General features: G+C 62.1%; 9 protein-coding genes. All 9 read left to right on the top strand.

Features of this window, described 5'->3' with window-relative positions; translation table 11 throughout:
* Positions 1–15: 15 nt before the first annotated feature.
* The 9 genes from AC0CMF_RS04960 (at position 16) to AC0CMF_RS04920 (ending at position 13,675) form a co-directional block, all read left to right on the top strand.
* Positions 16–1,308 carry an ABC transporter substrate-binding protein gene (locus AC0CMF_RS04960; RefSeq protein WP_058900026.1) on the top strand — a complete coding sequence of 431 codons (1,293 nt, stop codon included), beginning with the start codon at positions 16–18 and terminating at the stop codon, positions 1,306–1,308.
* A gap of 123 nt (positions 1,309–1,431) precedes the next feature.
* A complete protein-coding gene (locus AC0CMF_RS04955) occupies positions 1,432–2,232 on the top strand; it encodes a phosphodiesterase (protein ID WP_374628387.1) in 801 nt (266 codons plus the stop codon).
* A gap of 80 nt (positions 2,233–2,312) precedes the next feature.
* On the top strand, positions 2,313–5,714 hold the full coding sequence (hsdR, locus tag AC0CMF_RS04950) for a type I restriction-modification system endonuclease (RefSeq protein WP_472481099.1): 3,402 nt from the start codon (positions 2,313–2,315) through the stop codon (positions 5,712–5,714).
* A gap of 74 nt (positions 5,715–5,788) precedes the next feature.
* On the top strand, positions 5,789–7,321 hold the full coding sequence (locus AC0CMF_RS04945; RefSeq protein WP_374628385.1) for a class I SAM-dependent DNA methyltransferase: 1,533 nt from the start codon (positions 5,789–5,791) through the stop codon (positions 7,319–7,321).
* Positions 7,318–8,637 carry a restriction endonuclease subunit S gene (locus tag AC0CMF_RS04940; RefSeq protein WP_374628384.1) on the top strand — a complete coding sequence of 440 codons (1,320 nt, stop codon included), beginning with the start codon at positions 7,318–7,320 and terminating at the stop codon, positions 8,635–8,637. The genes AC0CMF_RS04945 and AC0CMF_RS04940 overlap by 4 nt, the downstream gene beginning before the upstream one ends.
* A gap of 29 nt (positions 8,638–8,666) precedes the next feature.
* A complete protein-coding gene (locus AC0CMF_RS04935; protein ID WP_374628383.1) occupies positions 8,667–9,536 on the top strand; it encodes a GIY-YIG nuclease family protein in 870 nt (289 codons plus the stop codon).
* A gap of 7 nt (positions 9,537–9,543) precedes the next feature.
* Positions 9,544–10,485, top strand: a complete 942-nt coding sequence (locus AC0CMF_RS04930; RefSeq protein WP_122519953.1) for a restriction endonuclease — start codon at positions 9,544–9,546, stop codon at positions 10,483–10,485.
* Positions 10,486–11,001: 516 nt separating this feature from the next.
* A complete protein-coding gene (locus AC0CMF_RS04925; protein WP_094462982.1) occupies positions 11,002–11,712 on the top strand; it encodes a substrate-binding periplasmic protein in 711 nt (236 codons plus the stop codon).
* 331 nt (positions 11,713–12,043) lie between these two features.
* Entirely contained in the window at positions 12,044–13,675 is a 1,632-nt protein-coding gene (locus AC0CMF_RS04920) for a methyl-accepting chemotaxis protein (RefSeq protein WP_472481096.1), read from the top strand.
* Positions 13,676–13,740 lie beyond the last annotated feature (65 nt).

The raw sequence follows: 13,740 nt of genomic DNA, 5'->3' as shown, positions 1-13,740 counted from the left end.
CATCCGGAGACTGTCATGAAGATCACTCGCCGCGCCGCCCTCGGCGGTCTTGCCCTCGGCCTTGCCATGGCCGGGCTTGGCAAGCCTGCCCTTGCCAATGAGATCACGCTCGACGTGCTCTACAACCTGCCGGGTTTCACCAAGTTCCATCAGCCGCTGGCTGATGAGTTCATGAAGAACAATCCGGACATCAAGATCAACTTCCTCGCCCCCGCCGCCGGCTACAACGAAGGCCAGCAGCAGGTGCTGCGCGCCGCCGTGACGGGCAACCTGCCGGATGTCTATTTCTCCGGCTATAACCTGACGGCAGAACTCGTCCACACGCTGGCCCCGCGCAACCAGATCACCGACCTGACGCCCTTCATCGAGGCCGAAGGCGGTCAGGCCTTCCTCGACGCCAACTACAGCCCGAAGATGGCCGCTCTCGGCCAGATCGACGGCAAGCAGTATGGCCTGCCGGTCAACGCCTCCTCGCCGATCGTCTACATCAACGCCGATCTGGTGAAGAAGGCCGGCGGCGACCCGGACAAGATGCCCGACACCTTCGAAGGCCTGATCGAACTGGCCGCGAAGATCCACGCCCTGGATCCGAAGATCGCCGGCATGGGCTATGACATCAACGGCTGGCCGGATGACTGGCTGTGGCAGGCGCTGATCTTCCAGCAGGGCGGCCGTCTGGTCGATGCGGAAACCAAGACCGTTGCCTTCGACAACGAGATCGGTCTCAATGCCCTGAAGCTGACCCGCCGTTTCGTCACCGAGGGCGGTCAGAACCTGCTGGACTGGGACCAGTCGCGCCAGCAGTTCGGCGCAGGCCTCACCGGCTTCATCTTCTCCACGCCCGCCCACGTGCAGACCATCGAAGGCCTGGTGGGTGACCGCTTCGAGCTGAAGACCGCCACCTTCCCGCTGGACAACAAGGACACCGGCGGCGTGCCGACCGGCGGCAACTCCGCCGTGATCCTGACGCAGGACAAGGCCAAGCAGGACGCGGCCTGGAAGTACCTGAAGTGGATCACCGGCCCGCAGGCGCAGGACACCATCGTGCGCATCACCGGCTATCTGCCGACCAACAAACTGGCCACCGGTCCGGAGTTCCTCGCACCCTTCTATGCCGAGAAGCCGAACGTGAAGACCGCCTCCCTGCAGGCCGACCGCTCCATGCCCTGGGCCGGTTATCCGGGCGGCGATTCCGTCCGCATCTGGCGCACCCAGCGCGACATCATCGGCGCCGTCATGCGCGGCGAACTGACGCCGGAAGACGGCCTGAAGCAGGTGGTTGATCAGACCAACGCCCTGATGAAGTGACGCTTTCTCCCGGCGGGCTGCGTCTTGCGGCAGCCGGGCACAGCCAATTGACCATTGAGGCTGCGGGGGGCTGTTTCCCGCAGCCTTTTCTTGCCCCTTGCATCCCTCCTCAGGACCGTTTCCATGAAAATCATCCAGCTCACCGACACCCACCTGATGCCCCCCGGCGCGGTGGTGAACGGGGTTGACCCGGAGCGCCAGCTGCGCCTTGCCGTCGAGGACATTCTCGCCCGCCATGGCGATGCGGACCTCATGGTCATCACCGGTGACCTGTGCAACCACGGCGATCCGGAAGCCTATGCGCTGTTGCGCGAGATCCTGGCGCCCGTGCCCTTCGAGGTGCGCCTGATGATCGGCAACCACGACCGGCGGCCGGAATTCCGCGAGGCCTTTCCGGAGCATCCGGTGGACGGGCAGGGCTTCGTCCAGTCCTTCAAGGATACGGACCATGGCCGGCTGCTGTTTCTGGACACCCATGAAGCGGGCATGATCGGCGGGCTATATGGTCCGGACCGCATGGCCTTTCTCGATGAAGCGCTGGCCGGGGCAGGGGATGTACCCGTCACCGTCTTCATCCATCACCCGCCGTTTGACTGCGGCATCGGCCATTTCGACAAGATCGGCCTGCATGATGACGGTGCGCTGATGCAGCGCCTCGGCGCTCATCCGGGCGGCGTGCGCCACATCGTCTTCGGCCACATCCACATCCCCATGGCAGGCACGGCGGCCAACGGCATCGCCTACAGCTCCGGCCAGGCCACCGGCCACCGCTTCATCACTGACCTCGCCGACCCATGCCCCTGGTGGACCGGCGGCAACCCCACCTACCGCATCCTCCTCCTCGACGGTCACGGCCTGCGCGCCTACACCGCCGAGACATCACAAGTGCCGACAAGCAGGGCGGCGCGGTGCGAGGGGCCGTGAGGGGGAGATGATTGCTGCTTGATCACACAACTCCTGATATCGTATTGAAGTCAATGCGCTAGGCAGGGGGCAGGTTGGCGGTGTCGGTTAATTTTGATCATCTGAGCAATATCAGTCCGGAACTGCACCGCCTGGGTGTGCTGGCCGAACGTTTCTTTGCAGATGATGCCAACACGTCCCTGATCAAGAGCCGCCAGTTCGGCGAGTATCTGGCCAAGGAGATCGCAGCGCGTTCAGGGCTTTATGATCCGGCTCTCCGGGAGCTGCAGGTGGACCTGATCCGCCGGCTTGCCGCTGAACAGATACTGCCGAGGGATGTTGCCGGCATTTTCCATGCAGTCAGAAAGGCCGGTAACGAGGCTGCCCACGGTATTGGCAGTTCTCCATCTGATGCTCTGTCTGCACTGCGGTTCTGTCATGCGCTGGGTGTGTGGTACCGCAGAATCTGGGGGCGGGATCCCGGGTTCAACCCCGGCCCCTTTGTGCCGCCACGCGCGTCAAGAGACGCCGACGCGGCCACACTGGCCGAGCTGGCGGCCCTGCGCCAGCAGGTGCAGGAGGCTGAAGCGAAACTGGCAGCGGCCCATGCGTCTGCTGAAGAGCTGGAAAAGGCCCGCCTTGCAGCGCAGGAGATGGCCCGGCAGGCGGCAGAGGAAAGCGCGGTCTGGGAGCAGACGGCCATGGAGCTTGAGGCCAATCAGGCGGCTTTGGCATCGAGGCTCAAGGAACTGCAGTCTGATGCTGCTGCCCAGCCGCAGGCAACGCTTCTGGCATTCCGGCAGGCTGGCATGGAAGCGGCAAACAGACTGGAACTGGACGAACGCCAGACCCGGCAGCTGATTGATGTGCAGCTGTCGGATGCCGGATGGGAAGCCGATTCCATGGCCTTGCGCTATTCGAAGGGCACAAGGCCGGAAGAGGGGCGCAACCTTGCCATCGCCGAATGGCCGGCGGAGAGCGGCTCTGCCGACTACGCGCTGTTTTGCGGCCTGACCTGCGTGGGCGTGGTCGAAGCCAAGCGGGAGGCGGTGAATGTGCAGTCTGCCCTGTCTCAGGCCGAGCGTTATGCCCGCCATATTCGGCTGAGCCCTGAAATGCTGGCTGCGGATTATCCCTGGCAATATGGTCTGGATGAGCCTTTCCGGGTGCCGTTTGTCTTTGCCACCAATGGCCGCCCGTTCTTGCGCCAGTGGCTGGCCGGATCGGGTATCTGGTACAGGGATGTCCGGCGGCAGACCAACCATCCGCTGGCCATGCCAAGCTGGTTTACCCCGAAGGACCTTCTTGAAAAGCTGCGTACGGATGTGGACGCCGCTGCGCTCGGGCTTGCCGAAGACAGTTTCGGCCATGGGCGGTTGCGGCCCTATCAGGAGAAGGCGATTGCTGCAGTGGAGGAGGCTATTGCTGGTGGGCAGCGCGAGATCCTCCTCTCCATGGCGACGGGAACCGGAAAGACGCGCACCGCCATTGCGCTGATGTACCGGCTTTTGAAGCACAGCCGCTTCCGCCGTATCCTCTTCCTTGTTGACCGCAAGACGCTTGGCAAGCAGACGAGTGATGCCCTCGACACCACCGAAATCGAAGGCATGCTCAATTTTTCGCAGATCTACAAGGTGTCAGGTCTTGAGACGCGCCAGCCTGCGGATGAGGACCGGGTGCAGGTGGCAACCGTGCAGTCGATGATTGCCCGTATTCTCAACGAGCCAGACCCGGCAAGGCGCCTGACGCCCGGCACCTTTGACTGCATCATCGTGGATGAGGCCCACCGGGGCTACACGCTGGATGCGGAGTTGAGCGAGAGTGAAGCCGGCTTCCGCAACATTGATGACTACCAGTCCGCCTACCGGCAGATCCTGGACCATTTCGATGCGGTGAAAGTGGCGCTGACAGCAACGCCTGCGCTGCACACCCGCGAGATCTTCGGCCACCCGGTGTTCCATTATGGCTACCGGCAGGCCGTCGTGGAGGGCTATCTGATCGATTATCTGCCGCCCCGGCGCATCACAACAGCGCTGGCTGAGGCGGGTATCCACTTTGAGGGCGGCGAGGAGGTCGAGATCATCGACCGCCGCACGGGGCAGATCGACCTGTTCGAGCTGCCCGATGATGTGGAGCATGACTATGATCTGGCCGACTTCAACAGGCGGGTCCACTCCGAAGCGTTCAACCGGATCGTCTGCCGGGCCATCGCAACCGAGATTCCCCCGTCCAAACCGGGCAAGACGCTGATTTTTGCGGCCCGTGACAGCCATGCCGATGATATCGAGCGTCTTCTGGTGGAGGAACTGCAGGAGGAATACGGCAGGGATGCCATTCCGCACGGGATGGTCGCCAAGATCACCGGAAAGGTTGACCGGGTTGAGGAAAAGATCCTGAAGTTCAAGAACGATCCCCAGCCGAAATACGTGGTGACCGTGGACCTGTTGACCACCGGTGTTGATGTGCCCTCAATCTGCAATCTGGTCTTCGTGCGCCGGGTGAAAAGCCGCATTCTCTATGACCAGATGATCGGCCGGGCGACACGGCTTTGCCCTGATATCGGCAAGGAGCATTTCCGCATTTTCGATGCGGTCGATCTTTATGCGGAGCTGCAGGAAACATCGGACATGCGGCCCGTGGCCGTAAGGCCGGATGTTCCGCTGGGCCGGCTTCTGGCTGACCTTGAGAACGCGCCCACGGAAGAAGACCGCAACTGGGTGGCGGGGCAGGTGATCATGCGCATGCGGGCGCGCCTCAAGCGCATGGACAGGGAAACGCAGGAGAGCTTCGAGCGGGTGACGGGGGAGAGCCCGGATATCTTGCTGCAGCATCTGGCAAGCCTCTCCGGCAGGGCGCTGCAGGACTGGTTCGAGGCCCACCCGCAGGCCGTTCCGCTGCTGGAGCGGCGGCCGGTGGCGCAGGGGGAGGGGATGCTCATCTCCACCCATGAGGACGAGCTGCTGCGCATTGAGGAAATCTTCGGGCGCAACACCACGCCCGAGGATTACATCACCGGCTTCGAGCGTTTCGTGCGGGAGAACATGAACCAGGTTCCGGCGCTGATCGCCGTGACCCAGCGCCCGCGTGACCTGACCCGCAAGGAGCTGTCCGAACTGGCGGGGCTGCTGGACGAGCACAACTACTCCGAAAGCATGCTGCGGGCCGCCTATGGCCGGGCACGCAATGCCGATATCGCTGCCCATATCATCGGCTTCGTGCGGCAGGCGGCGCTGGGCGATCCGCTGGTGCCCTATGCCAACCGCGTGGAAAATGCCATCCGCAGGATCGAGGCCTCGCGCAGCTGGACGGCAAAGCAGAAGGAGTGGCTGCGCCGCATTGGCCGTGCCTTGAAGGACAGGCCCGTGGCCGATCCGGTGATGCTGGATCAGGACAGCTTTGCAGACAAGGGCGGCTTCCAGCGCATCTCGCAGGAGTTTGACGGCGCGCTGGATGAGGTGCTGCACGCCTTCAACGAAGCCATATGGGGACCTTCTGCCGCGTGAGGCGGGCAGCCTGTTGACCCGCGCCTGCCGCCCGCTACAAACACACACCCGCCAAGCGAACCGGAAAGCCCGTCATGAACGCCAATGCCATCGTCCAGAAACTCTGGCGCCTCTGCACCGTGCTGCGCAAGGACGGCATCACCTATCAGCAATATGTCACGGAGCTGACCTATCTGCTGTTCCTGAAGATGATGGCCGAGCGCAACCGCGAGACGGGCAGCCTGCCGAAGGGCATGCGCTGGGCGGATCTGGCGAAGGCCAGCGGATTGCCGCAGCTGCGCCATTACCGGGACGTTCTGGTCACGCTCGGAAATTCCAGCGTGCGGCTGGGGCGCGATGACGAGCTGGTGCCCGTGCCTGCGGACAATGCCGCGCCGGAAGAGCGCAAGCGCTATGCCGATGCGCGGCCGCTGCCGGAGATGGTGCAGGAGATCTTTGACAACGCCTCCACCTTCATCCGCGAGCCGCAGAACCTTGCCACCCTTGTCACCGCCATTGACGAGCTGGACTGGTTCTCGGACGAGCGCGATCAGTTCGGTGATCTTTACGAGGGCCTGCTGCAGAAGAACGCGGAAGAGACGAAGCGCGGTGCCGGGCAGTATTTCACCCCGCGTGTGCTGATCGAGCTTCTGGTCCGCCTCATGCAGCCGCAGCCGGGGGAGGTGATCCAGGACCCGGCAGCAGGCACCGGCGGCTTCCTCATCGCGGCAGACCGCTACATGCGCGCCCGCACGGATGACTATTTCGACCTCGGCGAAAAGGCTGCCTGGCAGAAGCGGCAGGCGATCCGTGGCATGGAAAACGTGCCGGGCACCCTGCGCCTGCTGCTGATGAACCTCTATCTGCATGATATCGACAGCGAGAACGTGCATCTGGGTGACACCTTGTCGGACAAGGGCACGAAGCTGGGCCGGGCAAATCTCATCCTCACCAACCCGCCCTTTGGCCCGGCGGGCGGGGCGCCGACGCGTGATGACCTGACGGTCACCGCCACCGTCTCCTCCTATCAGCTGCCCTTTGTGGAACATTGCATCCGTGCGCTGCAGCCCGGCGGACGGGCGGCCATCGTCGTGCCGGACAATGTGCTGTTCGAGGATGGGCGCGGCAAGGCGCTGCGGCAGATGATGATGGACTGGTGCGACCTGCACACCATCCTGCGCCTGCCCACGGGCATCTTCTATGCCCAAGGGGTGAAGACCAATGTCATCTTCCTGACTCGGGGCACGAGCGAGACTGGCAACACGAAAGCCGTCTGGATCTATGACCTGCGGGCGCAGATGCCGAAATTCGGCAAGACCACGCCGCTGACGGAAAATCATTTCGAAGGATTTGAAAAGGCCTTCGGCGCCAGCCCTCATGGTGCGGAGCGCGGCCCGGACGAGGGCGAGGCCGGCCGCTGGCGCATGTTCACCCGCGAAGACATTGCCGCACGCGGCGACAATCTCGACATCTCCTGGCTCCGCGAGGCGGAGGAAGATGCGGAAGACGGCCTCACCGAGCCCGACGACATCGCCGCCGCCATCCTCGGCCATTTGCAGGCCGCCATGTTGGAAATCGAAGCCCTCTCCGCCGAACTCGGCGGCGATCTGCCGGAGGCGGTGGAATGAGTGAGTTGCCGAAGGGGTGGGTTGAAAGCGCTGTTGACGAGGTCGGAGACATATCATCCGGCTTCGGCTTCCCAGACCGTTTCCAGGGAAATGTCGCAGGTGAGTTGCCGTTTGCTAAAGTTCGAGACATTTCACAGGCATACCAGAAAAATGGAGGCATCCTCAGTGGTGCCGGCAATTACGTAAGTCGTGCGGACCTCACTGCTCTTAAGGCGAGAACTGTCCCTGCAGGTTCGGTCGCGTTTGCAAAAATCGGTGAAGCGCTAAAGCTCAATCGCCGCGTCTTGCTGGATGTCGAGGCAGTGCTAGACAACAATTGCATGGCTGTTACCCCACATCAGGGGCTAGTTGAGCCGAAGTTTTTGTATCGGTTTCTGACGACGCTCGATTTCGCCCCATTTTCAGTCGCAACTACCGTTCCTTCTATTCGGAAAGGGGATGTAGGCAGCATTCGGCTTCCCCTCCCACCGCTGGCCGAGCAAAAGCGCATCGTGGCCAAGTTGGAGGCGCTGAACGCGAAATCCGCCCGCGCCCGCACCGAACTCGCCCGCATCGAAACCCTCGTCTCCCGCTACAAACAGGCCGTGCTCAGCAAGGCGTTCAGCGCAGTCGATGCTGAACGAATTGCCCTGCTCAAACTCACAGAGTTTGTGACGAGCGGCTCTCGAGGTTGGGCCAAATTTTATTCCGATGAAGGGCCGCTCTTCTTACGCATAGGCAACACCGTCAGAGGCACCATCGTGCCCGACATGAATGACATTCAGCGGGTTAATCCGCCCGAAGGCGCAGAGGGGGTTCGAACACGGGTCCAGCCAAGTGATATTGTGGTTACGATCACTGCCGATCTGGGGCGAATTGCGCTGATTGACGAGCAAATTGGGGAGGCTTACGTCAACCAGCACTTGGCGTTGGTCCGGCTGTTGGAGCAGGGCTCAGCAGCCTTTTTGGCTTGGTACCTTGTCAGCGACGAGGGGCAGGCGCAGTTGCAACGAAACAATCGCGGAGCCACGCGGTCAGGCTTGGGACTAGACGACATACGGCAAGTAGAAGTGCCAACTCCACCCCTCGAAGAACAACACGACATCGTCCGCCGCATCGAATCCGCCTTCGCCAGGATCGACCGGCTGGCGGCAGAGGCGAAGCGGGCGCTGGCGCTGGTGGGGCGGCTGGATGAGGCGGTCCTCGCCAAGGCCTTCCGCGGCGAACTGGTCCCCCAGGACGAAAACGACGAACCCGCCGCAACCCTCCTCGCCCGCATCCGCGCCGAACGCGAAGCGGCCCCGAAGGTGACGCGGGGGCGAAAGGCGAGAAGCTAGCCACAACAGCTAACAGGGGAGAAGGGGGAATGCCGAAGGTTTTTTTCACCTATGTCTGGGGACCGCCCGGAGATCCTTGCTGGCCGTTGACATTCGGGTCCAAGGGCGCGCGAACACAGGCGAGGAGAGCCCTGTCCGAGGGGGATCTTGTTTTTACGGTCGGCACAAAGGTAGAGCCGACCATGCCGGAGAGCAGGGGGCGCGTTCTTGGTCTCTATCAGGTGTCCTCACTTGAGGTGAACACGATCGACTACATGGACCAGATCGATACCAGCGGCATCACGGAGCGTGCGGCAAGTGAGTTTCCCTATGCGCTGCATCCGATAGCTGTCTGGGAGATCACGTCCCCGGATAACTTCTTTTCGCGTCTTGTTGGGCCGCTGACGGGGGCTCATCATTTGCGGGCACAATCCACCGTCGTCGAGCTTGATCCGCAGACGTCTGCTCCATTGCTTGAACTCGGCCGCCGTCCGGTTACGCTGGCAGAGCCCAAGACCTTGCTCGGACGCGGGTTGATTGCGCAGAAGAACAGCAAGCTTGCGCCCAAACACGAGGGGGCTTTCAGCGGTGCTTTCGTCGACCATGCTGTCTGGTTTGTTTATATTCTCATTTTGAAGGATCAACGCGGGCACGACCTTGCCTTCAAGATCGGCTATGCAAGCGATCCAGTCACCCGCCTTGCCGCCTATCAGGCGCCCATGGCTGCAGAAGTGACCGGCCTGACCTGGAATCTTGCCATCCAGCAACCGGCTGGCAACGAAGATGAAGCCCGAAGGATCGAGCAGGAGCTATTGGCGCACTTTGCCAGACACCGGCTCGCCAGCAATGGTGAAATCATCAAGGGGGTGAAGCAGACCGATCTCATGTCGGTTTTGGCCGCCCTTCTACGTCCCAGATGAGGCCTTCATGATCCCCGATTACCAAACCCTCATGCTGCCCGTCCTGCGTCTTGCTGCCGAAGGTGAAACGCGGGTGGCGGATGCGGCCGGGCGTATTGCCGGTGAGTTCGGGCTGACGCCGCAGGAGCAGGAGGAGATGCTGCCGAGCGGGCGTCAGCGGGTGCTGCACAACCGCATTCACTGGGCCAAGTTCTACATGAGCAAGGCCGGACTGATCGTCTCGCCCGTGCGGGGGCGCTTTGTGGCCTCGGACAAGGGCAGGGCGCTGCTGGCCGGGGCGCCGCAGCAGATCACCCTGGCGATGCTGATGCAGGATCCGGAATTCCGCGCCTTTTATGAGAACGGGCGTGGCAGCACCAGCGGGGAAGACGCGGCGCGCGCGCCGGGGGCGGTTGCTATTTCTGTTGAGGCTGCCGCTCCCTCCGCCACACCGGAAGAGCAGATCGACGCGGCCCATGCGGCCATGACGGCGGAACTGCGGGATGAGTTGCTGCAGCGCATCCTCGCCAACAGCCCGGCCTTTTTCGAGCAGTTGATCGTCGATCTGCTGGTGGCCATGGGCTATGGCGGCAGCCACAGGGATGCCGCCGCCCAGCTTGGCCGCTCGGGCGATGGCGGCGTGGACGGTGTGGTCAACGAAGACCGGCTCGGTCTTGACCGCATCTATGTGCAGGCCAAGCGCTACGCTCCCGGCAATCCCGTTGGCCGCCCGGATGTGAACGGCTTTGTCGGCAGTCTCGTTGGCCTTGGTGCCACCAAGGGCGTGTTCGTCACCACCTCCAGCTTCAGCCAGCCCGCCCGTGACTACGTGCGCCATCTTGCGCAGCGGGTGATCCTCATCGACGGGCAGGAGCTGGCCGACCTGATGATCGAGCACGGCGTTGGCGTGAGAGGCTACCGGACGGTCGAGTTCAAGCGGCTGGATGAGGATTTCTTCGGGGAGGAGTGAGGCGTTGTTGCGGCAGGTGGCGGGGCATGTGCTGGCTGTGGCGTCAGCGGGGCTTTTTTGAGACAGGCGATGAAGCCCGGAAACAAAACCCCAGAAACAAAACCCTGGAAACAAGAGCTCAGGAACAAAAGCCCGGAAACAGCTGCCCCGCCGACAGAGGGGCTGATGCCAGGGGCTGAGATGCTGGCGCATCACGCCTTGAATTTGCTGAGGTGCCGCGCGGGCTTGGCCGGTTGCCGTTGCGGCATGATCGCCGCGCGGTGATGCTGGATCACAATTTGCCCATAAATTCTCGAAATACTTTTTACATTACACGGCTAATAATATTTGTATGACTAAAATTTAGGGCTTTCTCTATGGAGGAGGCCGCGCATTTCTTTTGATGTTTGAGTCGTTTGCTGAATTTTAACGGAGTAAGTCTAGCGTCCTCTTCGCGGGGCTGCTGTTGAACTGATGCGGTAGAGACAAAGGGACAGGGGCGCTGCATTTGCATTTTTCCAATACGGGGAAGACACTATGCCGACCACCTTGCTGAAGACCGGAATCGCCGCCTCCCTGCTCCTTGCTGCATCGCCGGTGCTGGCCGACTCCTACAAGCTGACCACGCTGGAATGGCCGCCCTATGTCATGGCTGACGGCTCTGGCACCAGCCCTGATGCGGTGAAGAACACCTTCTCAAAGGCAGGTCACAGCGCGGAAGTGGCGGTTTTCCCGTGGAACCGCGCCGTGAAGATGGCAGCGGAAGACCCGGCCTGGATCGGGGTGTTCCCGGAATATTACAGCTCTGACTCCGATGCCGAAAAGGGTGGCAGCCGCTGCCTGTTCTCCAAGTCCTTCGGCATCAGCCCTGTCGGGTTCATCCAGCTTGCAGACAAGCCCATCACCTGGAAATCGCTGGATGATCTGAAGGCCTACAAGATCGGCGTGGTGCGCGGCTACAATAACGAAGAGCAGTTCGATGCCATGGCCGCAAAGGGCGAGATCAAGGTCGATGAGGCGGACAGCGATGTGCAGAACATCCTGAAGGCCGCTGGCGGGCGCACGGATGCCGCGGTGGTCGACAAGCTGGTCTTCGAGCATCTTGCCAAGACCGACCCCCAGGTGTCGGCCGTTGCTGCCAAGCTGTCCTTCAATGATGTTCTGCTGAAGGAGCATGGTTTGCATATCTGCTTCAAGAACTCGGACGAGGGCCGCAAGGCACGCGATGCCTTTGACGGCGGTCTGTGAAGCGCAAGGCCCCGGCTGCTGGTTTCCTGCTGCCGGGGCCTGTTGTCTTTGATCCGGCGTGGCGTTTCCTGACCGGCGTTGCCGGGGTGGGGCGTTGATTGAGCGTCCCCACCTCACGGCCCGGATGCAAGGATGAAGCGGCCGAAGGTCAGGCAGGTGCATGGATATTGTTGCGGTTGACGCAGAGGCCGGGCATTTGTGCGGCCCGACGGGGCGGTTTTCTCATTTCAATATTTGATATCTGGAAACAATTATCTGTATCCGCTTGCAGAATTAAGACTTCATTCGTCAGTATAAGTAACGATGCTGCGAATTCAGATGGGGATCTACCATGAAGTTCTGGCAGTCCGTAAAATTTGCTACCATTGCGCCGGTCGTGGCGGTCGTTGCGGTGGCTTTCGCCGGGTTCTCCTACGTCGCCAGCACCAAGCAGATTGATACGGTGGAGGCGTCCTTCCGGTCCGAGATCCAGTTGAGCACCGAGCTGTCAAATCTCGCCCTCGGCAATGCAATCTGGGACTTCAATGCGGAACTGGCCAGGACCGTTCTGAGGCCGCTTCTGGACAATCCCCGCTTCTCCTGGGCCGTCGTGCGGGAGGAAAGCGGCTCCATCTTCGCCGTGATTGACCGGTCCGGGGCGAGCGGCCAGGATCTGCTGGACAATGTGCCGGAGGCAGAGCAGGCGCCCGCCGATGATGGCAGCACCAAATTCATCGTAACGCCGGGATATATTGTCGGCATCAAGCCGATTGTGCGCGAGGATGGCGGCAACCAGACCCGGATCGGCAATGCCTATGTGGCGTTTGACCGTCAGTTCGTCACCAGCGCCCGAACCGAGGCGCTGACAACCTCTCTGCTTTTGACGGCGGCTGCGATCGTGATCGTGTCGCTGTGCCTGTTCTTCCTGATCCGCCGGATTGCCAAGCCGATTGCCCAGTTGTCGCGCACCATGCTGACGCTGGCCGATGGCCAGCTCGACTGTGAGGTGCCTTGCCTCGACCGGGCCGATGAGCTGGGCCAGATGGCCAAGACCGTGGAAGTGTTCCGGCACAATGGCCAGCGCCAGCGCGAACTTGAGGGCGCGCAGGCCACCGCCTATGAGAAAGAGCGCGAGCGCCAGGCTGTGCTCGAAGCGCTGATCGCCGGTTTCCGCAATGACTCGCGCCAGCTGCTTGAGCCGGTGCAACAGTCCACTGTTGCCATGGCGCAGATTTCCGACCAGCTGCTCGGCATGTCGAAAGATACGACGAGCCGCACAGCCTCTGTCGCCGCCGCAACCGAGCAGGCCTATGCCAGCGTGCAGACCGTTGCCTCGGCTGCGGAAGAGCTGTCGGCTTCCATTGGCGAAATCTCGCGCCAGATCGCAGACACCAGCGGGGTTGTCTCCGCGGCCAATTCCAAGGCAGCCTCCGCCAACCAGCAGGTGGCCGGTCTTGCCGCCTCCGCCCAGCGGATCGGCGCCGTGCTGCAGCTGATCCAGGATATCGCAGAACAGACCAACCTGCTGGCCCTCAATGCCACCATCGAGGCCGCGCGCGCTGGCGATGCCGGCCGGGGCTTTGCCGTCGTGGCCGCCGAGGTCAAGGATCTGGCAACCCAGACGTCGAAGGCCACCGAAGAGATCGCGGCCCAGATCACGGCCATTCAGGATGCCTCGACGGGCTCCGTGGCGGCGATCGACGAAATTGCCAGAACCATGGTCCGGGTCAACGAATATACCGATGCCATTTCCCGTTCGCTGGAGCAGCAGGGGCTGGCCACCACCGAGATCAGCAACTCTGTGCAGGAAGTGGCCTCCGGGACCCGCGAGATCACGGTCAACATGACCAGCGTCAAGCATGCGGTCGAGGAGGCATCTTCCGCCGCGTCCGATGTGTCGCGCTCGTCGGGCGATGTCTCCGAGAAGACCCGCCTTCTGGCCAGCAACATTGACGATTTCCTGCGCCGCGTCAGCGCGGCATGATCTAGCGCAAACACGCAATGTTACAGGCTCCGGGGCCCGCTCCGGAGCCTGTGCATGTTTGAAGG

This window comes from Pannonibacter sp. CBAS1226 (assembly GCF_055685825.1).
The sequence above is the reverse complement of the archived record's forward strand: the minus strand, read 5'-3'. Positions and strand labels throughout refer to the sequence as shown.

What these genes read in the sequence shown, in the direction of transcription:
- AC0CMF_RS04960 (WP_058900026.1), top strand. Translation starts at nt 16, where the DNA reads ATGAAGATCACTCGCCGCGCCGCCCTCGGCGGTCTTGCCCTCGGCCTT.
- AC0CMF_RS04955 (WP_374628387.1), top strand. Translation starts at nt 1,432, where the DNA reads ATGAAAATCATCCAGCTCACCGACACCCACCTGATGCCCCCCGGCGCG.
- AC0CMF_RS04945 (WP_374628385.1), top strand. Translation starts at nt 5,789, where the DNA reads ATGAACGCCAATGCCATCGTCCAGAAACTCTGGCGCCTCTGCACCGTG.
- AC0CMF_RS04940 (WP_374628384.1), top strand. Translation starts at nt 7,318, where the DNA reads ATGAGTGAGTTGCCGAAGGGGTGGGTTGAAAGCGCTGTTGACGAGGTC.
- AC0CMF_RS04935 (WP_374628383.1), top strand. Translation starts at nt 8,667, where the DNA reads ATGCCGAAGGTTTTTTTCACCTATGTCTGGGGACCGCCCGGAGATCCT.
- AC0CMF_RS04930 (WP_122519953.1), top strand. Translation starts at nt 9,544, where the DNA reads ATGATCCCCGATTACCAAACCCTCATGCTGCCCGTCCTGCGTCTTGCT.
- AC0CMF_RS04925 (WP_094462982.1), top strand. Translation starts at nt 11,002, where the DNA reads ATGCCGACCACCTTGCTGAAGACCGGAATCGCCGCCTCCCTGCTCCTT.
- AC0CMF_RS04920 (WP_472481096.1), top strand. Translation starts at nt 12,044, where the DNA reads ATGAAGTTCTGGCAGTCCGTAAAATTTGCTACCATTGCGCCGGTCGTG.